Origin of the sequence: Micromonospora sp. NPDC126480 (genome assembly GCF_040302465.1) — a bacterium.
Lineage (GTDB): Bacteria > Actinomycetota > Actinomycetes > Mycobacteriales > Micromonosporaceae > Micromonospora.
The window spans coordinates 1-22256 of the sequence record NZ_JBEORU010000002.1 but is presented as its reverse complement, the minus strand read 5'-3'; the positions used below and the strand labels follow the sequence as shown (position 1 = coordinate 22256).

The following is a 22256-nucleotide window of genomic DNA, read 5'->3' as shown; positions in this document are numbered from 1 at the left end:
GCCGTCGTCGCGGAGGCGGCAGCGCTACGCCCTGTAGCAGCCGGCGAAAAACCAGTCGATGTGGTGCCAGGTGCCGAAGCCGTCCACCCAGTAAGCCTGAAACCCGGCGCAGACTTCCTTGCCCGGGCTGGCATCGACGGTATACGTCCAGTTTGTCCCAGGCACGCCGCCCTGACTGGGTCCGCCGGGATTCCAGGCCGACTGGACCAGGGCAAGTGGCCGGGCGCTCGAACCTCGAAGGTGCGACAGGCGACCCCAGCCGACTCCGCTGCAGCCATACGAGTGCCGCAGTTCCTCGCGCATGATCGCGCCATCCACATCGAAATCCTTGTACTTCCAGGTGTTGCCGGTGCCGCAGCCGGCGGGATTCACTCCGGTGGGCCCAGCCGATGCGGGCGCGGCGCCGGCGCCAGCCAGAAGGACGCCGAGAGCCAATGCGGCCACGACTCGTGTTGCGGACCTTTTCATCACTTCTCCTCGCGTGAGCTGGCAACGGTCCATGCCGTTGACCGTGTGGGTGACCGGGTGGTCGGGCAGGCAAGGCGACGGGCGACCGCTCGCCTCCGGTGGTGTGCTGACGGTCAGCGTGGGCGGGGCGGACGGCGAGCCTTGGCGCGTCGTGCGGGTGTCGCCGGATCGGCGACCCGGCCGGCGGTCTGGGCCCGGAACTCCGTCTGCACGCTCGTGTCCAGCCGTGCGGCGGTGCGGGCGAGGGCGGCGTCGCCGGGTCCGGCGACGAGGTGGAAGTGCGAGGCCTTCGCCGGCGTGAGGTCGCCTCCCCAGACGACCGTGCCGTCGCAGTCCACGAGGATGTCCCGCACGATCGTCTCGTGATGCGGCCACAACCGCTCGCTGCCACCGGCGGGGTACGCGGCGGGATGCAGCGCGGTGGCGGTGCCGGACAGGTGGTTGGACTCGTAGGCCGCCCGGACCGTCCGGCGGGTGGTGTGGCCGGCGATCCCGCCGCCCTCGCCGCTGTCGAGGGGGGCGATCTCGTAGTGCCAGCGGCGGGCGACGTGCAGCAGCACCGTGGCGGCGGGACCTGGCCGCAGGGCCACCGTGGCGCTCGATCCCTCGACCCGGTACGTGGCGATGGCGGCGGGGTCGATGCGCCAGCCGTTCGCGGATCGGGGACCCGTCCACCGACCCGCGCTCGTGTCGCTCGCGCGGGCGGCCATACCGGGGGCGACGGCCAGGATGCCGGCACCGGCGGCGACGCCGAGCAGATTACGTCTTGTGATCATCTTTGCTCCTCACCCGGCGCTGTCGAGGGCGGAGACGCCGGGGTCGGCTCCGTGGCGCCAGACGTCGTGGTCCAGTCCCCAGCCCGGCTGGAACTCGTACTCCCTGATCTGGTTGAACGACCAGTTGTCCGGCAAAGGGAATCCGAGGTTGCCGGAGTAGCCCCAGGACATCCCGGAGACCAGCGACCAGCGGGCGCCGACCTCGCGGGAGACGCGGGTGCACACGTGGCGCGAGCCGTAGACGCCGAAGACGTAGCGGTTGCCCAGTTCGGCAAGGCCGTCCCGCACTCCTCGAAAGTAGGGATTGATGTGGGTGTCGATGTCGACGTCCAACGCGTCGTAGTCGACGGCGAAGTAGATGCAGGCGCCGGCGGGGATGCGGTGCTCGACGGCCTTCTGGTGGGCGATCCTGCCCTGGTCGTACCCCTTCTGGTACGTGAAGTTGACCAACTGCGTGCCGTTGTACTGGAAGATCGGGAAGAAGCTGAGCCCCGCGTCCAGGATGGTCTGCGGCTCGCCGGGCTTGAGAGCCTTGTCAAGGTAGTACTCGTCGGTCGGTGGCAGGTGTTCGTCCAGGTAGCGGCCGACGATCTGGTAGCCGGCGGTCCTCAGTTGCGCGGCGCGGGTGGCGGTGATCTGGGTGATGCAGTCGCAGCCGGTGGCCGGCCGGGCGGTGTCACCACAGGACACGAGCAGCTGCGCCCACGTGGTGTAGTCGTTGGTGCCGGTGACCGGTATCTGCGAGAAGCGCTGGAAGGCAGCCACCCACTCCACGTGCGTGCTGGTCGTACTGTCGGTACCGATGTCCTCCGGACGGTAGCCCAGCGGCGTCGGGCGTGGGCCCGCCAGCATGGTTGGGGAGTTGAAGTAGCAGGCCGCCCGGAACAGGTACCGGAGGTCGCCGGTGAGCTGGCCGGAACCCCGCCCCTTCAGCCCAGCCTGGGTACCGGGTCCGAAGTAGCCGTTGATCGAGTGCAGGTAGATGCCGATTTCGTACTGGACGGCCATCATGAGCCCCTGCTGGACGTCCCGGGAGTAGAAGCCGTCGCAGGGCACAAGCCGCATCGTGGGAATTCCCACGTCGGCGACGTAGCGTACGTTGAGCCGCTGCTGGATGCGCTGGATCTCGGCGTCGCCGCCGGGCACGAGCTGGAACTGGTCCATGCGCATCAGCGCCTTGACGACGTGCGGCCACATCCTGCGCCGCATCGACTCGTCCGCGTACGACAGACCCGCGTCACCGTAGAGCTTCTCGAGGGCGTTACGGGAGTCGCTGTTCCAGTCGATCAGCTCGTCCGAGGTCCAGTAGCCCTTGCACCACAGGGCCGCGTTGTAGATCCGCACCAGGTTCAGGTTGAACTCCTCCGCGGGGAGGGTGTCGCGCCTGCGGACCGCCTCGAAGGTGCCGGGGCCGAAGTTCTGCACGGTCGGAGAGATGCCGAGTTCGTGTTGCAGTCCCTGGGTGAGCGACAGCACGGTCGACCAGCCGGTACGCCCGTCCTCGGGACAGGCCACGTATCCCGGGGCAGCGCGGTACGCGGCGTTCACCCAACGCTGGGCCCCGAAGACGTGGATGTCCGCGAGGCCGGTCCAGGGCACGCTCGGGTCGATCGTCGAGCCCCGCTGGGCGTACATCGTCAGGTTGCCGGGGCACTCGGTGGGAATGTTGGACTCGAAGGAATGCGGAAGGATCCTGAGCCCAGCCTTCCTGGGAGCCTCGGCCCGTAGGTGCGCGATGAGCCGGCGGTAGGCGCCCAGCATCGCCTCGGTCGCCGTGTGGTTCGACCGCATGAGCGCACAGATGGAGTAGAACCCCGCGTTCCTGCCTATCGTCTCCCCGTCGTCGCAGATGTAGCCCGGAGAGTTGGCCTCACCGCGCTCGTACCCACGGCCCTCGTAGATGTCGCCGTGCCGGCAGACGAGGAAGTTATAGGCGATGTCCCCGTCGTACTCCTTGTGGTCACGGATGTGGTTTTCGTAGATCTCGGCGACATCCATCTGGCACGCGACCTCCGACTCGTAATCGTTGCCGAATGGGTCCGCCGGGCCGCGGTGGTGGATGAACACGCCGCCGACCGGGTTCCAGTCGGGGTTGCTACTGCACTTGGGAGCTGCGGCGGCGTGCGGTTGCTGGTCTGGGTTCACGTACTGAGCCCAGATTGCCCGCTTGTGGATGTCGATGGGCATGGCTCCTCGTTCCGACGGCGCTTCAGGTGGGCGGAGAGGCGGGAGGACGGTCGGTGTGCGTGGGGTGCCCACAGGATCGGCCTTGGTGTCGGCTAGTGGCGGAGGCGTTGCACAGCGTAACCCCCTGTGCAATAAATAGCCCGTGGGAGCCGGGCGGAGTGCCTCCGGCCGTCGTGGGCGTCCGTACGGGTCGAGTGCCGGACCGGCGGCCCGTCCGCGTCTGCCGGCGCACCAGCAGCGCGTGGGATGGCTGCTGCGGGTCAACCGGCTGTACGGGCCAACCGAGCGGTGGCTGCGGTCGGCCGACTTCGCCCAGGCGTTCCAGGGCGGCTCCTGGCCCGAACGCACCAGCGTCTACCAGATCTCGCGCTGGGAGACCGCCGTGGTCCGCGTGCCGTACCTGGCGATCTGCCGGTACGAGGAGCTGCTCGACCTACCGTCGCATCGGCTCGTGGCGTTGATCGACACCATCTATCGGTACGCGGCATCCACCGGCGACGCCTCGCCGGTGCTGACCCGAGGTCCGGAGCGACTGGCGGCGCCGGACCGACTCACCGAGCTCGTGGACATGGCTAGCTCCTCGACGGCACTGCTCACCGGGATGGAGTGGGACGAGCTCACCCGGCGATTGGCCGCGGCGCCGCAGGTGGTGATCAGCCCGCAGCGAGCCTGGACGGCCATTGCCGAGCGACTGCTTAGCGAAACCATCGTCGCCGACGGGATCGCCTGGATGCAGCGCTACGAAGCGCTGAGCCGCCTGCTGGCCCATCCCGTCGGCCAACAGGCAGCCGTCGCCGCCTGCGCCAGCCTCGCGGCCGACCGCACCAATCAGGTCTTCATCGAGACGGTGAGCGCGCTCGACGCGAGCGGCCATCCCGACGCCAACCGGCACGTGCTGCGTCAGCTGATCCACCCGACGAATGAACGAGCCCAGTTCGGCGCTCTGCTGGCGAGCGTGAGGAAGCTCCGTTTCGGGCATTTCACCGACGGGGAGATGCCGGTCCTGGTGGCGATCATTCACGAGTTGGCTTCCGATTCGACCAGGCGTGAAGATGTCCAGCCGCTCGCGGTCGAGTTGCTCCGCCGACTGCCGGACACCGCCTCGAGGGCCAGCCGGAACCGGCTGCGCCGACTGGCCACCGATCCGACTCTGCAGCAAGTCCTTCGCGCCGGCCGGCTGGCGGAAGGGGAGGCGAGCCGGCACCTGGTCGACCGCATCACCAACACTGTCCTGGCCCTGATGCCCGGCGACGCACCTCCGTTCCACGACGACGTGCTGCCGATCCTGGTCGACGAGATGCTCTTCAGCCCGGTGTTCGACGTCCGGATGTATGCAGCTATCGCCGTGAGCGGCACTCCGTACCGCCAACGCCTTGCCACCGCGCTGTCCGCGGAGCTGGCCGGTCCGGCGGTACTCGCCGCGCCGGTGGCGCCCGCCATGATCGAGGCGCTGCGGCTGCTCGGGGGAAGCGAGCAACGGGCGGTAATCGAGCGGCTGGTTATCGCGAGCGGGATGCCGGCCCCGATCACCGTTGCGGCAGCACAGGCGATCGGGCACGTGGGCGGGCGCAGCGACGACCAGTTCTGGGGGCGGGCGATCGCCTATCACGCCCGCCTGTGGGGGCGGACGCGCCAGTCGGCGAGCGCGGCGGCGTTGAACGGCCTGACCTACGGCCTCGGCATGTCCCGGAATGTCGCCATGCTGCAACGGTTACGCGCCGACGACCGGATGCCGGAGCCGGTAAGAGCCGCGGCAGCGTGGTGGCTCAACCTGCCGGAAAAGGTGTACGCGAGCGCGAACCACTAGGGCGTGTCTCCTGGATCATGGCTTGGGGTAGTCCGGTATCGCGCGTAGCCAGATGAGTGGTGGCGCCGAACGCCAGCTGGAGGAGCTGCGAACCCAGGCGGCGATTCTGACCCACCTGGAGCATCGGGCGCTGGTGAAGGTACGGGAGGTGTTCGTCGGGCAGGCACCGGACGGCGAGGGCGACCGTTTGTACTTCGTCATGAAGTGGATCGAGGGCCGCAGCATGCAGGACGCCCTGGAACGGGGCGAACTGCGCTCACGGCGGCGTCCAGCGCCCGTCAATCACTGTCTATAGTCCCGACTCAGCATTGACTACACAGACATCATCGAAATAGTCTCCTGCCGGCCTGGCCGTAGGTACGCTATTAGGTGGGTCTGACAACACCACGTCCAAAGCTGCTTCACCTAACACTGAAACCGTTCGACGATTAAGGCCGCCACTTTGCAAGCGCTGTAGCCAACACCGGACGCCCGGGCGGGCATGACTTATAGGTCCGGGATCAAGTTCACGATGCCCCCTGCCCACCCCACAATGCGATCTCGCCCCCAGGCATGCACGTAATCCGCCTTCCCTTCGGCCCCACAAACCCCCAAGCCTCGTAGTCAGAATGCGGAGCAACTGTTAGTGCCGCGCCACTTTCGAACAGCACTCGAAGATCCCCAGCGCTTCCCGCTTCAGCCAGCGTAATCGTATCGCGCACTAACTGCGCCAGATGAGCTGCCGCATCGCCCGGATATTCCGGGTCAAAGCGGAACTTTTCACCCTCCGGCGCCCTAATGATCGCCTCCGTCTCAACGCGCAGTTCGCAGTCCCCACTCGTAAGGATCGTAAAGGCGGCGTCGAAGCAGACGCGATTCACCGACTGACCTCGAACACTCAAATCCATACCTACCAGCCGTTCGGAAGAGGGTACGTACCATCGGAATTCATCGGGATGTGCGTCTCGGCCTTCGAGCCCGGCTTTCCATTGAGCCCGATCGGCTGACCATGTCCGTTGTAGAAGCGCACATACCCATTCGGATACATCGTGGTCGGATTCATCACGCGAACCATGTCCGCGTTTCCCGTTGCGCCAGGGGCCTGCCACACCTGCCCCTTGCCATTATCAGCCGTTCTCGCCACCCAGTTATCGCCTGTTCCAGCGGGACGATGAGGACCGAGCGGCACAGGGACATCGCACCCAGTGTTGTGTACGAGGACCGGGGTGTTGCTTGCCATCACATAGTACGTGTGAATGTCGGCGACGGTCAGGTTGTACGCCAAGCCTTCTTGGAAGGTGTCCCATTCGATGCCGTTGACAGCAACGCTTCCTCCGGATGCCGTGCGTAGGGTATCGCCTGGGTCAAGATCCTGGCTGGCTTGCCACTGCTGGTCGGTCTGGTTCCAGAACGGGTGGTCCTCGGTAGTTGTGACGACTTCACCGCCTGCCAACTTCAAGTCGACCAGCTGGTCCTCGTGGACCCATAGACGGACAACCGTGCGGGGGCCTTCCTCGCCCGTTTCGGGATCTGTGGCCAGGACCACGTCTCCAACTTGAACGTCCCTGATGGCCTTGGTACTGCCGTCGGCCATGAGGACGTGTGTGTCGCCGCTAAAGCTGCATGCCTTCCCAAAGAACTTCGTTGCCCATTTGACGAATGACTTCCCTAGCGTGCCGGCGGCTTTCCCCACGATCGGAATGAGAGCGACGCCGGTCCAGGCGCAGCCTGAGACGCTTCCGCCGACGCAGGCCTTGGCGTCGTTGTAGCCGGACAGTTCAAGGGCGAGGCCGGCGAAGAATTCGCCTGCTTGGTGGTTCTCTTCGGCCTCCATTTCCGCGCAGCGCTTGGGGTTGTTGTGGCAGAAGACTAGGCGCAGGACCTGACCCTGCTCCCATGTGCCGATTTGGTCGTAACCTGCTTGGAATCTGAGTGTCGCGATGTGGTCGAGGGTCCAGACTTCGGTGACGCCTGGTTCTACGCCGAGGGTGGCCTGTCCGAGGTTGTTGGTAGTGGGCGGCGGGGGCGGGGGCGGGGGCGTCGCGGGCTGGTTCAACGGCTGTCCGGTGACAGTGACACCACTGTCGGTTTGGTAGCCGATCTGGCCGCCTTCGCTTTGGCTGTTTCCTTCGATGTGGATGAGGCCGCTGGGGTCGGAGAAGGTGATTGGGCTGTTGTTGCTGTATGCGTAGCCGTGCCACTGCTGGGTATCGGCAAGGTCTTGGATGGGGTCGACGGAGATGAACCGTCCGAGGGTGGGGTCGTATTCGCGGGCGCCGAGGTGGGTGAGGCCGGTGTCGTCGGTGGTGCCGCCGACGAATCCCTTGGTGCCCAGCCAGGGAGTTGGTGTTGTTCCGCGTTCTTCGCCGTAGGGCATGCTTCGGCGGCGTTGGCTGGCCAGGGTACCGGGGTCGATCTGGATGTTGCTGGTGCCTTGGTGGTTGTTGATCGTCCACTTGAGGCCGGTGACGTCGCGGACGGCGTAGCCGTCGTAGTGGCGGGTGCCGTCGGGTTGTGTGCTGCCGGTGGTGAGTTCGAGTTCGGTGTTGCCGAGGTAGAGGGTGGTCTTGTCGGGTGCGCGGGAGATGAGCCGGTTGCCGTCGGCATCGTACAGATACCTAGTCGTCTGGCCGCTCTCAGTGAGGGTGTCCAGGTGGCCTTCGGGGTCCCAGGTCAGGGTTTGGCCGGCGCCGGTTTCGGTGGTGCGGGTGAGGGTGTTGCCGGCGGCGTCGTATGTGAAGGATCGGGTGGGGGTGCCGGCCTTGGGTCCGGTCGCGGACACGCTGATCAGCGTGTGCGGTTGGGGCTGCCCGGCCGCGGGGGTGGTGTACGTCCAGGTGGTGTCACCGCCTGGGTCCTTGTCGACCTGGGTTGTCCGGTTGCCGACGGTGTCGAAGGTCCACTGCCGCCAGTAGGGGTCCGCGCCGGCGCGTTGTGGTGTGGCGCAGTTCCAGCTTGCTTCGGTCCATGCTTCGACGAGCCGGTGCTGGTAGTCGTAGTCGAAGCATTCGACCTGGTCACGTACGCCGTTGGTCTTGCCGGCGATGACGGCGATAAGGCCGTTGTCCTGGTACGCGTATTGGGTGCTGAACTTGTCGTCCCAGGTGCCGGGGGTGGTCTGGTTTTCGGTGTGGACCTGGGCGTCCATCAGGCGGCGGTGGCTGGTGGCGTGCTGCGTGGTGAACCGGACCTGCTTGCCGGCGGCGCCGAGGTAGGTGCGGTAGGGCAGGCCGTCGTAGGCGTAGTCGACGTCGGCGAGGTAGGTCTGCTGACCGGAGCTCACCGAGGTGAGCAGTCCTTGGTTGAGGTAGGTGTAGGTCAGCGTTTCGGTGGGCAGGCCGCCGACGCCGGGCAGGCTGATCGTCGCCGGTGCGCCGTTGGCCTTGTAGGTCATTGATGTGGTGTAGGTGCCGGCGAGGACGCCGTTCGCGGTGGACGCCGGGATGGTGACCGTCGTGGACCGGGGGCGGTAGGCGTCGTCGTAGGAGCCGACGCTGGTGGTGTAGGCCAGCCCGTCGGTGTCATAGCGGGTGGCGCTGGTCAGTTGGCCCTTGGCGAGGGTGTCGTAGACCCACTTGGCGCGCAGGGTTCCCGTCGTTGTGTCATCGCGCATCTCGGTCTTGCGGCCGAGGTTGTCGTAGACGAAGGCCAGCAGTTCGTCGCGGCCGTCACGGATGCTTGTCACCTGGCCGGCGTCGTCGTAGTTGAAGACGCTGGTGCCAGCGTCGGGGTCGCCGACGGTGCGTTGGCGGCCGAGCAGGTCGTAGGAGTACCGCCAAATGTTGCCGGCGGGGTCGGTGACCGACACCAGTTCGTTGCGCAAGTTGTAGTCGTAGCGGGTCGTGTCGTGTGCACCGCTGGTGTCCGCCGTGTGGTACTGACGCTTCTCCACAACCCGGCCGTGGTCATCGACCACGTTCCGCGTCGGGAAGGAGCCGGCCGGCGGCGTGACGGTGGTCGAGTTCCAGGCGTACGCGGTGGTGGTCTTCCACTTGTACGCGTCCAGCGACCAAAGTTCGGCCGCGGTCTGACGGCCACGCCCGTCATAGGCGAACCGGGTTTGTCGTTCGATCACCGAGTCTGCCGCCGTCACCAGCGTGGAGGTCGGCGCGGAGTCGGTGTTCCAGAACAGCGAGTCCTTGATTGTCAGGCCCCGCTCGTCATACACGCGTTCGGTGATAACCCTCTTGCCGTCGGCGGCGGTCGCCTGGCTCTGGCGGTGTCGCAGCAGGCCGTCGTAGATCTCGTATGAACTGACCTGGGTGCCGTTCGGCCCGAGGGACTTGGTTGACACCCACGACGGCGCGGTCTGGGACAGGCTGTAGCCGTACTGCTCGTCCGGGGTGCCGGTCGTGTTGCCGGGCTTGGTCACCGACAGCGTCCGGCCCAGCGCGTCATAGGTCCCGGTCGTGACCTTGCCATTGGCATCAGTAACGGTCAGTGGCAGGCCGCGAGTCACGTCGAAGGTGCTGGTGACCGCGTGCCCGGCCGGGTTCGTGACCGTCATCTGGGTAGCCAGCCGGTCGGCGTTTTCGGTGTAGGTGGTGGTCGTGGTGCGGCCCAGCGCGTCGGTGGCCGAGGTGACCTGGCCGTGCGGGTTGTAGACGACGTTCTGCGATGCGATGACCCAGCCGTCAGCCGGGAAGTGGAGCTTGGCGTCTTTCCAGCTCTCACTCTTCGTCACATTGCCGCGTCCCGGCGCGTCACCGACGTAGGCGAGCCCGTCGTAGTAGTAGCGAGTATCGCCGAGCAGCGAGTACAAGCTCCCTGAACAACTGCCGGACGTGATCTTCTTCCGCGCGACGAAGGCGTACTTGTAGGTCGCCGGGTTGTCGGCGTAGGTGTACGTGGTGCAGGTCTGGTCGTCGGTGGCTGGGCCACCCTCGTCGGAGACGGTCAGCACCCGCCCGAAGGTGGAGTCGTAGCTGGTGTCGACCAGAAACCGCTGTGACCAGGCGCCGTCGACCCACTCCCAGCGGATCTCCTTGCCGGTCCTGTTGATGTAGGACTTGTGCACGTTCGGCACCGCCCACGACGTCGACAGCGTCCGCGTGCCGGTGGTGGAGGTCCACGGGTCGTGCTTGAGGATCTGTACCACGCTGCCGCCGGCCTGGTCGTAGGTCCGCTCGTTGAGCAGATGCCCACGCCGGTACTCGGCGTCCGTGGCCGCTCCCCCACCGGCCACCGAGTCGAACGGGGTCACCGACACCGTGCGGGTGCCGGAGTCGGTGCGGTCACCGTGCAGGCCCCGCAGGTACAGGTAATCGACCTGCGACCTGGTACCCGTCGGGTTGCCCTTCCTGACGGTGACGTTGGTGTAGCCGGCCCAGTCCGACCAGGACCGCTTCGCCAACGGCGCTCCCCACACCGCAGCACCGTCCGAGTGTCCCCACAGCACGCTGGTGGAGGAGTTCGCCGTCGAGTAGCTGTACTCCGTGGTGATCGGCGGGGATCCGCCGAGCAGGTCGGCTGCGACGACCTTGGCCACGATCCGCTTGTGCCACCACGCCCACCCCGTCTGACCCGACGGGTTGGTGTAGTACTGCGGGAAGCAGCGCTTGGAGTTGTTGTCCGGGTTGGGGAAGCTACCGCCGAACGCACAGCCGGTGTCGGGGGCCGCATAGGTGACGTCGACCTGGCCGCCTGTCTCGGTTTGCAGTTTGGTGATGCGGTACTTCTCGTGGGACTGCATCGTCGCGTTCGGGTCGTAGTCGGCCCGGTTCTGCGTCTTCGTGCCGTAGGTCAGCAGCTTCGGCAGCGTGACCGAGGTACCCGCGGATTTGCCGGTGCGTTGGATACTGGACAGCCACAACACCGGCGACGGCGCCGACGGGAAGGACTGTCCGATCGCCCACTCGTCCACCACCGAGTACGAGCCGCTCTTCAGCACCTCGGTCGAGATCTTGGACACCCGCCTGGTCGACCAGAACGTCGGCGTCAGGTTGTTGGAACACGGCGCGGAGAGACACTCCAAGTCCCACGGAGTGTCCGGCCAGTTCGCCTCATCATGCGTACCGCAGGAGGTGGTCACACAGCGGTCGGAGTTGGTGAACACCATCCGCGCCGGCGCCGACACCGTCGAGGCATCGGACTTGTGGGTACCGTAATCGATCCGGTTCAGGTACACCTCACGGTGATAACCGGCCGTCGTCGACGCCGAGTTCATCAACCCGGTAAAAACGGTCGCCCGGCCGTACCAGTACGAGATCTCGTTACCGTTGCGGTCCACGACATAGTCGAGCATCCACCGCCACGCCTGCTGACACCGCGACGCCCCCGCCGACGACGTGCTAAAACACGGCTCACCCGAGTGATTCGCGAACACCGGCACCACCGGCGTGGAATTCGTGTAGCCCTTGCCGTTGGGCAGAGCATGCCGACCGAACCAGTACTCGGTCCCGTCCGTCGTAGTGATCTTCCAGTGCTCACCGTCGTTGTCACCGTTGCCCGCGCCGGTCAGCAACTCCACCTTCGACCCGTCGTCGTCACCCAGCCGCCACTTCCCATCGTCACCAAGGACGATCTCGCTGGAGATGCCGTTGAGCATGATCTGCGCGTTCGGCAGCCGCCAACACAGGTCCCCGGTGTAGTTCAGCGACGTCCAATACGGCGAATTCTCCGAATCGTCCACACACGCACGGTAGGTGCGCTCGATGAAGCCAGGGGTGTAGTTCCAGCCCTCCCCGAACGTCGACGGCTGCGTGTTCGACCCCGCCGTCTGCCCGTCCACCGCACCCGAGCTATAGCCCAAGCCCACCTGCGGCACCAGACCACCCGGCACCGGAGGCGCCTCCATCGGATACGCGTAGGTGAAGCTGCCCGAGTTACCGCTGACCGCCCACGTCGAGGACTCCTTCAAGTCCGTCTTCGAAAAGTCCCCGGATTCGCTCGAGGAACCGCTGGCGGTCAACACCATGACCTCACCGCCAGCCGCCGTCAGGGTGTCGTCGACCCCCGTCGTGCCGGCATCCCGCGTCACCGGCGACGAACCGGCCAGATCCACCTCTGCGGTGACCACACCGGCCTCACCGTCGTTGACCGAGTCCAGCCACCTGACCTGGCCGCACTGCTCAGCCTCCGGTGTGGTCAACGCACACGCCGGCATCTTCGCCAACCGCAGCCGCCACGCCCAGTCCCCGCCGTACGCGTGCGCGAACGCCGAATAATCCACCCGCACCTCGGCGCGCCCCCGCCCGGCACCGTCGGCGCGGGCGACCTTCAGCGCCAGCGCCACCCCCGCCCGCTCGGCCGCCTTCCGATCGAGGACCTCAACCCGCACCTTCCCCGGCAGTTCCGACGCGTCCGCCGCATCCGCCAACGCCCGACCCGACAGCACATCCGTCGCGCCGTCGTCCACTGCCGTCACCGCAACCGGCAGGCCGCCCGGCTTCGCCGTACCCTGCAAACGCCGCGAGCGATCCGCCGACAAGGGCAAGTCCACTACCGCAGACCCCGTGGACGGCCACACCACCTTCTTGCCCACGAACGCCGGCATCTTGGGCAGCGGCTTGGGCTTCGTCGCCGCCGATGACACCGGCACCGGCCGCTCCTGCCCACCCGGCTCTGCGGCAGGGGCGGCCAGCGCCGCCGGCACCCCGCCCAGCAACGAGGCCACCAACGACCCCACCAACAACGGCGACAGGAGGCGGGCCCGACGACGAGCCGAAGCCATACGACGGTGAGCAGACACGCGAACTCCGGGGGCTGGATGATCAACGAGTCCCGCGAGTATCCGGAGGAGATCAAGAACCTGTCAAGACATGATTCGAAATGCCCATCTAACCGCACGCGGCATGACCGTAGGTGCCCGGTAGATTCAATTAGTTCCGAAACAGCAGCGGAAGCCGAGTCGCCCTAATGCAGATCTCGATAGTCGGATTTGTTCACTTTGGCGGGCATGCCAGAGATCTTCTTACCTGAATGTCGAGCGGCGGTTGCGGCCCGAGCCTCGGAGAACAAGCCGCGGAACCCGCTAGACTTGCCGTGGGACGAGATGCCGGACGCCCCGGGATTCCGCGGGACCGCGAGGCCCGTCCCTCGCTCGACGAGGTCCTGGCGCTGCGCCGCGACCGGATGGCGACCGTGCGCACGGGTGCTCGACGGTCTGACCGATGAGTCCCTGGCCAGCCGCACTCAGCCGGTCGAGGGGGCCGGCTGGCGATCGCCGGAAAGCTTCCCGGTGCGCGAGTGCCTGCTGATCGTCCTGAACCATGAGTGGCATCACCGGCAGTTCGCCGAACGAGACCTCGACGCCCTGCGGACAGGCGCGAGAAGGAAGGCGACCTGATCGGCGTCGGACCGGCTGACTCGGAGGGAACCCCGAAGTCGGACAACGCCGGACGCGATTCTCGATAGCTGCGGGGTTGGCCCGGGCGACGTGACACGGACGTCATCCTCACGGTAGGTCGGCGGGGAGCCGGGTTCGCCGGTCGGTGACCGCCTTTGCGAGCTGCGGCCTGGTTAGGCCCTCGGCGGGTGAGGTCGGCGCCCATGAGCTGGGTGTTGTCGAAGCGGGCGTCGACCAGGTACGTCTCGGTGAGGTTCGCCGCGGTGAAGTTGGTTGCCGTCAGGGTGGCGCTGCCCAGGCTCGCCCAGCACAGGTTCGCCAGGACGAAGTCCGTTCGGTTCAGCACCGCGTGCGACAACCTGACCCGAGGCATGGTGGCATCGGGGAAGAAGGCGGTGGTGGCGTCGACCTCTTCCAGATTGGCGTCGCTCAGGTCGGCGTCGGACAGGTCCGCGCCGGACAGGTCCGCGCCGGACAGGTGGGCGTGACGCAGCGTCGCGTGGGTCAGTCGGGCGTTGCGCAGCACCGCCTGTTCCAGGTGCGCCTCGAACAGGTTGGCGCTCGAGAGGTCCGCGCTGGACAGTTGGGCGCCGTTCAGATGGAGGCGGACGAGGTCGGCGCCGGTGAGGTCGACGCCGGTGAGGTCTATCCGCGCTGGTGGCAGGCCGGGGTCGACCGGCCGCCGACCGATCGCGGTGAGCGCGGCCTGCACGTCTGCGGCGAGTGTGCGGGTGGGTTTGGCCGTCTTCTCGGGGCAACCCTCGGGCAGGGGCGACGGGGTGGGTCCGGGACGCGCCCGCGGCGCGTGTTCGCGGACGTAGGCCGCCAGCACCTCCACGATGGTGGGGATGTCCGGCTTCGAGTCGTCCATCAGCCGCGCGAAGGCGTGGATCGCGCCCAGCCGGACGCCGGAGCCCAGTTGGTCGGTGGCCCGGATGTAGCGATCGGTCACCTGCCCCTTCTCGGCGACCTCGACCTGGCGCCGGGTGGCGTCAGTTGTTTCGGCGGTGTGGTCCAGCGACTGGCGGGTGAACCACAGCGCGCCGACCGTGCCTAGGGCGGTGAGCAGGGCCGCGACGGCGGCGACCCGCTGGAACCAGTCGACCAGGGCCGGCATGAGTGTTACCACTGGAGCCGGGACGGGCGTCGGGGCCGGATCGGACACGGGCGCGGGAGCGGACGCCGGCGTGGCTGGTGGCTTCCTGCATCGCCGCGGAGGCTGGTGTCCTCTCACCCGAGGACCCGCCACGGTTTCGGTGTGAACACCCAGCGCTGGTCACGTACGCCAACCCGTTGTACGCCATGTCGTACGAGTCGCCGGGGCGGGTGTACTCCCAGTCGCAGAGAATCAGCCCAGGGCGGATGTGCGGGGCGACCTTCTCGTAGCCTCCGGCGAGGTTGGCCCTGGCCCCCGGAGTCCACGCCCGGATGTCGTCGGTGCGAAAGCACTGGACCGACGTCTCGGTCTGATCCGGTTTGGCCTCCAGCGGCGCCGGAACCTTCGCCGCCCAGATCCACCGCTAGTAGTACGGCTCCGCCCGGGCCGCGAACTCGTCATCATAGAGCGTTCGGTAGTCGCCCGAAGTGGGCTTCAGCGACTGGAACAGCTCCGCGTGGTCGCGATGCGTCATGCGCCGCACCCAGATCAGCGGCGACGGATCCGACCACGACCCCGCCTACATCGACCTTGACCTCGACTGACCCGCCAGGCAGCTGAGAGAGGCCCAGGCTAGAGGTCGTCGGGCCACCAAAGGGGGGTCGAGGCTCTTGCCGCAGCCGCGGGGGCATGTGCCGCATCCGCTGCTGGAGACGTTCCAGTGGTGGTGGCAGTACGGGGCGTCGCAGGGCCGCAGAGTCCGGCGTCGTCGTGGAACCCGGCTGTTCTCACCCAGCTGTACCAGTACGGCTGGGCGAAAGCCGCCGCGATCCTCGTTGCCTCCGCCGGGTCGACCGGGGAGCCGTATCCGTTGCCGGCCTCGGTTCCGGAGAACAGCAGCCACCACTGCTGGTCGCCGTGACGCTGATGGGCGGCGTCGAAGGCGTCGCGTTGCTGCGGTGACCACTACTGCGAGTCGGGCGAACAGCGAACATCCTCGCGGTTGCAGGACAAAACAAGATCCTCATTGGACAGACCACGGTCGGACTGGTCTATGTCGGCCTCATGGCCTGCCCACACGCATCGGGAGCTTGAGCATCGTTCACGATCGCTGCATAGCGACGGGTGTGCTATGAAGGCTGCACCGACCCCGAGCACTGGCGGTTGCTCATGAGACACCACCCAAGCATGACCTATGCGGGCGCTCTCAAGATTCTGGGCAAAAACGATCACCCCCGTCTCGAACGCCTCAACACGCTCATGGGTGGGATCCTCCTGCTCAGCCCGCTCGCGCCCGTCGCGTGGCTGGGCGGACTGTGGGGACTGGTGGACCAGAAGAATGAAGCAGCATCGACCGTGCGGCAACTCCTGGATGCGGGCCTGAACCGCTTACTCAAGACAGGCGGCCTTGAAAGACATGAGCTAATAGCAGCAGCGCACACAACCCTTGTAGGTAGCGCGTTCTTCGAAGTGATGCGGGAGAGCGTAGACAAGAAGGACTACGACTCCCTCAAAATTACCTTATGCGAGAAGGTTAGCCTCACGGCCGGCACGGACGGTTTGCTGGTACAACCAGTACTGGAGCGGCTCCTCCTAAGCCGAACGCCGATTCCGTCCGCGTCAGTCGGCTACTACGAGAACCTCGATCGTATACAGCAGCACCTCTTCCTGATGGCAACAGAGACACAGCGTTTCATCGCTGGCCTGGCTCAGTCCGCCGGCCAGGAGCGTCTCGTCAGAACACTCGACAACACAGAAAAGCGCGATCACGTCGTGTCCGGGGCGCTAGAGCGGTACAAGTCGCACTACGTTAAAATGGCGGCCGACGTACCGGAGTTGTTTGTTTGGGCAACCCTCGGCGAACATTCTTCAACGCGGGCAAAAATCGCAACCCTGCGAGACGAGGTTAACCAGGCATTTCGGGCCCAATCAAGGGCTCTCGCCTCGACACAAGCGCTTCTCGCCACGGTATCGATCAACAATCCACCACAAGACCAGACAGCCCGTCAAGCGCTGATGAACGCATCACGCGGTCTCCTACGTGAGCCGATCGTTCCAGCCGATGCTTTCCACGGCTTGGATGACATCATCTTCCCGACGGTCGAAGAAATCTACGTCGAGCCGCAGTTCAGACATACAGTTTTTGACAAAGAAAGCCAGCCCGCCAACGATAACTGGTGGCGAGAAGTCCCGGTTTCGAAGAACCTAAGCATCTTCTTAGCCGCGCACTTGATGTCCCCGACGAGCGCGAGCATCCCCCTACTACTCCTTGGCCATCCCGGAGCAGGGAAGTCGCTATTAACGAAGGTCTTGGCAGCCCGCATCCCATCTGATTCATATACGGTCGTCCGCGTCGCCTTGCGTCGCGTCGACGCAACGGCACCCGTGTACCACCAAATTCAGCAGGCACTGGACGAGGTCACCCACGGGCGGACCGACTGGCCAACCCTGGTCGAGCAGAGCAAGGACACGCTCCGAGTAGTACTCCTGGACGGGCTCGACGAGCTGCTACAAGCCACCGCCAACGACCGGGCCGGCTACCTCCAGGAGATCATGGATTTCCAGCAACGGGAGGCCGACCAGAATCATCCGGTTGTGGTAATTGTAACCAGCAGGACCGTCGTGACGGATAACGTCCGCATCCCTCGAGGTTTGCCGATTGCCCGGCTAGAGGAATTTAGCGACAACCACATCAAATCCTGGTTGCAGACGTGGCGACGGGCGAATCAAGCACATATTGAGGACGGGACGGTAGGAGAACTCAGCGCCGAAGTTGCGCTGGGTTATCCGTCTCTTGCGCGTCAGCCGCTCTTACTACTTATGCTCGCCCTGTATGCAGCCGATCCGAACGCCCCCATCCTGGCTGGGAAGTTGTCAACGACTGCGCTATACGAGCGCCTATTAACGAACTTCGTTCGCCGCGAGGTCTTGAAGCAGCTACAGGGACGGCGCGATGAGGAAGTCGACGACGCAGTCTACGCACAACTGTGGAGGCTAGGGGTTACAGCGTTCGGGATGTTCAACCGTGGTCGACAGGATATTGCCGACAATCGACTTGGGGACGACCTGGTAGCCTTGGGCGAGCCGAATGCCCTTCGCGCTGACTCCCAAGGAGTCTCACGTGAACAGATAGGTCAGCAGACTATCGGTAGGTTCTTCTTCGTCTACGCGGCGGAGGCGAACGTTCACAGGCCGGACGGAGTTCGTCGGTCCTACGAATTTTTGCACGCCACATTCGGCGAGTACCTAGTTGCCAAATTCACGGTGCAGATGCTTCGGCAACTTCCGGCGGTGCGAGCAGGATTCGGGGCGCTGCCGGGCCAAGTGACGGACGACAACCTGCTGTACGCACTGCTCAGCCACCACCCGCTCTCCGCACGTCAGAGCATCCTGGACTTCGTATCCGAGATTTCAGGTGCCGACGCCGCGGTGAGCGCCCTTCAGAGCACCATCGACATGCTGATAAGGTCTAGCCGCCAGCGTCGGATCAACCCGGTCTACGCCTCGTACCAAGCGTCGTCCAACGACGAGCTCCGTCGCCTAGCGGCTTACTCAGCTAACCTCTTGTTGCTGCGTGTGTCTGCCTCGGAATCCTACGTGCCGATCGAACAGATCGCTCCCCCCGACACGACGGCCGGAGACTGGTGGGAATCAACCGTCAACCTTTGGCGTGCGGGACTTGACCCATCGGGTTGGATGTCGCTCCATGACGCTCTCGATGTTCGGCCAGATCCGCCTTCTGTCAAGCGACGTCTTCGTAGCTCGCCCGTCTCCTCGCACATCGCGTACCTTCGCCTGATCGGCGACAGAGAAGCCGAGGCCGACCTTCGGGCCGGTTTGGCACTACATGCAGGAATTCATCCCGACGACGACGGCCACAATGAATACGGAGTTCTGGTGAGCGTTCTGGCGGAGGGGTTCGCCCAGCCGTCCGGTTCTGCTCCAGCCCGCCTCAAGCACTTGGCCGAGTCGCACATAGCACCTGCTGGCCTTAGGGGGGAGAACCTCTGTCGGGTGATAGCGAACTACCTTTACCATCACTCAATCAACGCAAAGATTGACGATATTGCTGTGCTAGTTCGCCTCTGTCTAGAGAACCGGCCTCCACAGGAACCCGTTCCGGAGCTCGCCATTCCCGTGGCTATCCACCCGCAATTAGTTCAGCATTTCGGCGAGTTGCGAAACCCGACGATCTATATCGGAAGCTCGCCCGAGTCGCCAATTTGGGTTTCTTTGGTCTTCGCAGCTGCCGCCTCCAATCCTGCCCTCTTGCCGGGCGACATCAGCATGCTGGAGGAGTTCGCCGAAGCTGCCGCCGCAGCAGCTGGAATTCGTCGACAGCGAGTTAGCTCCGCCGAAGATGCGATGCGGTGGGTCCGCTATCTTCTGAAAATCGACCAGGTAGTTCCTAGTCGTTCCACCTTCACGGCCGTCAAGACGTCGCGCTAATCTGCTGCTCGATGCGAAGGCCCGTGGATGATGTTCTGAGGGCTGCTTCATGCAGGCTGGTGCGTCGATGCTGTCCTCCGGGCGATCTCGCCGTCTGGTCGGCCAACACCGCCGGTCAATGGCCCGACCAGAAGCTGCGGCGAGCCGCCGACTCGCCGCGGAAGGACTGGCGGCCGGACCCGACGCGTGCGGAATGACCATTATGGTTACGCCCCTGTGCGGTCCCGCCCACGGTGAGCAGTCGCTGACGCTTCCCCGGCGGTTCGCGATCCTGCTGATGGCCGTCGCACCTGGTGTCAGGGGTCGAGAGGAACGATCAGGAAAAGGGGAACCCGACGCCAGGTGGCAGGCGCTGCTCGCCGGGTCGTGAAGGCGCGTCGGTATTAGAGGCAACGCCACACGCCGAAACCGGCTCCGTCGGTTATTGATACATGACACCACTGACATCGAGCGGGTGAAGGTTCGCACCAACCCATCACAGCGATTGCCATATAGGCTGCAACCAGATTGAGTCCTGAAGTTCACGAGCCGGCAGAAGACGATCTTAGAAGGTCGAGTGAAGAAAAACTACTCAAACGATCTTTAGAGCAGCAGGTCAGGAAGTCTGCTCCCCGCGTACGCGGGGGTGATCCCTGGTTGCTGTCGGCGGTGAAGTCGTGGCTGTCCTGCTCCCCGCGTACGCGGGGGTGATCCGCTTCGCATGATGGAACAGAGCAAGAAGCGTAGCTGCTCCCCGCGTACGCGGGGGTGATCCGTGGCCCTGAGGGGGGCCCGGACGGCCCCGGGTCTGCTCCCCGCGTACGCGGGGGTGATCCCGCACATCACCTCGGTGCGGAACGTGCGCAGCACTGCTCCCCGCGTACGCGGGGGTGATCCCGCCGGCCGGCCATCGAGACGATGCGCCTGTACCTGCTCCCCGCGTACGCGGGGGTGATCCTCCGGCGGATCACATCAGCCAGCAACGCGCCCTCTGCTCCCCGCGTACGCGGGGGTGATCCCTCGCAGCGTCTTGACGAGATCGCCGAGGCGGCCTGCTCCCCGCGTACGCGGGGGTGATCCCCCGACCAGCTCCGTCACCGCACCGTCCAGGCTCTGCTCCCCGCGTACGCGGGGGTGATCCCAAGGTGACGAAGCAGCGGGTCCGTAAGGCGATCTGCTCCCCGCGTACGCGGGGGTGATCCCGTGATGTGTTTGATGTTGCCGGCCGCCTCGTCCTGCTCCCCGCGTACGCGGGGGTGATCCCTCGCCGATCCCCACCGGGATGATCGTCCGGTTCTGCTCCCCGCGTACGCGGGGGTGATCCCGCCGTGGCAGCCCGCCGAGCCCGAAGGCGGGCCTGCTCCCCGCGTACGCGGGGGTGATCCCTGACCGGACAGGAGCCCGCCATGACCAAGAAGCTGCTCCCCGCGTACGCGGGGGTGATCCCGCCTGCTCAGCGTCGAGGCCGGCCTGCTCAACCTGCTCCCCGCGTACGCGGGGGTGATCCCAGGATGCACGCGATGAGCGCAAGCATCGGGGTCTGCTCCCCGCGTACGCGGGGGTGATCCCCTTGCGAGTTGTTTCTACCTTTGCGGGCAGATCTGCTCCCCGCGTACGCGGGGGTGATCCCTCGGCGCATCAGGGCGCGCGCAACGCGTACAACTGCTCCCCGCGTACGCGGGGGTGATCCCTGGCCCGGCGGCTGGTCGCATGAGCGGGGACTCTGCTCCCCGCGTACGCGGGGGTGATCCCGGGACCGCAACGAGCGCGCCGCCCGTAACGCCCTGCTCCCCGCGTGCGCGGGGGTGATCCGTCACCGGCCAGCACCCCGGAGTCCTCAACCGGCTGCTCCCCGCGTACGCGGGGGTGATCCCGCCTGCAAGCGGTCCCTGGAGGAGCTGTTGGACTGCTCCCCGCGTACGCGGGGGTGATCCCTCGTATTCGGCGGTGTCGCGCTGGTCGGCCCGCTGCTCCCCGCGTACGCGGGGGTGATCCCTTGGCGGCCGCGCGCAGCGCCCGGGCGGCGTCCTGCTCCCCGCGTACGCGGGGGTGATCCCCCGGACCGGGTTGAGGTGTGGCGGGCGCAGGACTGCTTCCCGCGTACGCGGGGGTGATCCCCTGCTGCGGATCGAACGCGGCGAGGTGTTCGGCTGCTCCCCGCGTACGCGGGGGTGATCCCGATGAGTTCGACGTGCAATACGGGCTGGCGGACTGCTCCCCGCGTACGCGGGGGTGATCCCACCCGGCACTCCGAGGGGGTAGTGGTGGCTGACTGCTCCCCGCGTACGCGGGGGTGATCCCTCCCGACCCAGCACCTGCGCCCACAACCGCTCCTGCTCCCCGCGTACGCGGGGGTGAACTCCCGACCTCAATGATGAGGGTAGGCGTGGTCACCTGCTCCCCGCGTACGCGGGGGTGATCCCTGGTCAACCAAGGGGCCGGGCACGCCGACGACCTGGTCCCCGCGTACGCGGGGGTGATCCCCCGTCGCGGAAACCTCCACCCGCCACTGCCCGCTGCTACCCGCGTACGCGGGGGTGATCCTGGGTGGCGGTGGCCACCGCGACCGTGGCCGCGCTGCTCCCCGCGTACGCGGGGGTGATCCCGCCTCCCAGCCCCACCGGTCGGTGAGCACGTCCTGCTCCCCGCGTACGCGGGGGTGATCCCGACCCGTCGAACCCGAGCACCACCTCGGCGCCCTGCTCCCCGCGTACGCGGGGGTGATCCTCGGGTTTCGAGCACGTACGCGTCTTCCGCGAGCTGCTCCCCGCGTATGCGGGGGTGATCCCAGAGGAGCAAGCCGCAGTGAACCAAGGGAGCGCTGCTCCCCGCGTACGCGGGGGTGATCCCTTCGACCGGCCGACGCTGGGTGGGAAGGCGGCCTGCTCCCCGCGTACGCGGGGGTGATCCCGCGGTCCACCGCGGCCTCGATCTCCTGGCGCACTGCTCCCCGCGTACGCGGGGGTGATCCCTTGGACTGGGACTACCTCCTGTTCGTGCCGGCCTGCTCCCCGCGTACGCGGGGGTGATCCATTGGAGAGACGTTGAGACGCGCGTTTGCGTTGCTGCTCCCCGCGTACGCGGGGGTGATCCGTCCTCGCCGCCCACCGCGACGAGCAGTCGAATCTGCTCCCTGTCGGCGACGCGTGAAGACTGACCCCCAGGCGGCGGGCGAATCTGGACCCCCCTTCCAGTATCGGGAGGGTGTTGAGCGTGGAGGACTGGGCG

The 22256-nt window shown here is 66.1% G+C and carries 9 protein-coding genes and 1 CRISPR repeat array; of the genes, 3 read left to right on the top strand and 6 right to left on the bottom strand.

Features of this window, described 5'->3' with window-relative positions; genetic code table 11:
* Nucleotides 1-24: 24 nt before the first annotated feature.
* The 3 genes from ABTW87_RS01925 to ABTW87_RS01915 all read right to left on the bottom strand — a co-directional run bounded on the left by ABTW87_RS01925 (nt 25) and on the right by ABTW87_RS01915 (nt 3431).
* Nucleotides 25-501 carry a hypothetical protein gene (locus ABTW87_RS01925; protein WP_350647615.1) on the bottom strand — a complete coding sequence of 159 codons (477 nt, stop codon included), beginning with the start codon at nt 499-501 and terminating at the stop codon, nt 25-27.
* 80 nt (nt 502-581) lie between these two features.
* Nucleotides 582-1244 (bottom strand): hypothetical protein, encoded by a 663-nt coding sequence (locus ABTW87_RS01920; RefSeq protein WP_350647613.1) that lies wholly within the window; start codon nt 1242-1244, stop codon nt 582-584.
* Between the two features lie 9 nt (nt 1245-1253).
* Nucleotides 1254-3431 (bottom strand): glycoside hydrolase domain-containing protein, encoded by a 2178-nt coding sequence (locus ABTW87_RS01915; RefSeq protein ID WP_350647611.1) that lies wholly within the window; start codon nt 3429-3431, stop codon nt 1254-1256.
* A 382-nt stretch (nt 3432-3813) separates the two neighbouring features.
* On the opposite strand from ABTW87_RS01915, the gene ABTW87_RS01910 reads away from it, so the two are divergent.
* Both ABTW87_RS01910 and ABTW87_RS01905 read left to right on the top strand, forming a co-directional pair.
* Nucleotides 3814-5238, top strand: a complete 1425-nt coding sequence (locus tag ABTW87_RS01910; protein ID WP_350647610.1) for a hypothetical protein — start codon at nt 3814-3816, stop codon at nt 5236-5238.
* Nucleotides 5239-5290: 52 nt separating this feature from the next.
* On the top strand, nt 5291-5533 hold the full coding sequence (locus ABTW87_RS01905; RefSeq protein ID WP_350647609.1) for a hypothetical protein: 243 nt from the start codon (nt 5291-5293) through the stop codon (nt 5531-5533).
* Between the two features lie 211 nt (nt 5534-5744).
* Here ABTW87_RS01905 and ABTW87_RS01900 read toward each other — a convergent pair whose 3' ends face one another.
* From ABTW87_RS01900 to ABTW87_RS01890, 3 genes are all read right to left on the bottom strand, one after another.
* On the bottom strand, nt 5745-6125 hold the full coding sequence (locus tag ABTW87_RS01900; RefSeq protein WP_350647607.1) for a DUF6188 family protein: 381 nt from the start codon (nt 6123-6125) through the stop codon (nt 5745-5747).
* Nucleotides 6126-6127: 2 nt separating this feature from the next.
* Entirely contained in the window at nt 6128-12847 is a 6720-nt protein-coding gene (locus tag ABTW87_RS01895; RefSeq protein ID WP_350648034.1) for a polymorphic toxin-type HINT domain-containing protein, read from the bottom strand.
* 253 nt (nt 12848-13100) lie between these two features.
* The gene (locus tag ABTW87_RS01890) at nt 13101-14621 is read right to left on the bottom strand and encodes a pentapeptide repeat-containing protein (RefSeq protein WP_350647605.1); all 1521 of its coding nucleotides are present in this window, start codon (nt 14619-14621) and stop codon (nt 13101-13103) included.
* A gap of 1167 nt (nt 14622-15788) precedes the next feature.
* Between ABTW87_RS01890 and ABTW87_RS01885 the strand changes: the two genes are divergently transcribed.
* Nucleotides 15789-19049 (top strand): NACHT domain-containing protein, encoded by a 3261-nt coding sequence (locus ABTW87_RS01885; RefSeq protein ID WP_350647603.1) that lies wholly within the window; start codon nt 15789-15791, stop codon nt 19047-19049.
* 604 nt (nt 19050-19653) lie between these two features.
* Nucleotides 19654-22122: a CRISPR direct-repeat array (repeat unit 29 nt; unit sequence CTGCTCCCCGCGTACGCGGGGGTGATCCC).
* Between the last annotated feature and the right edge of the window lie 134 nt (nt 22123-22256).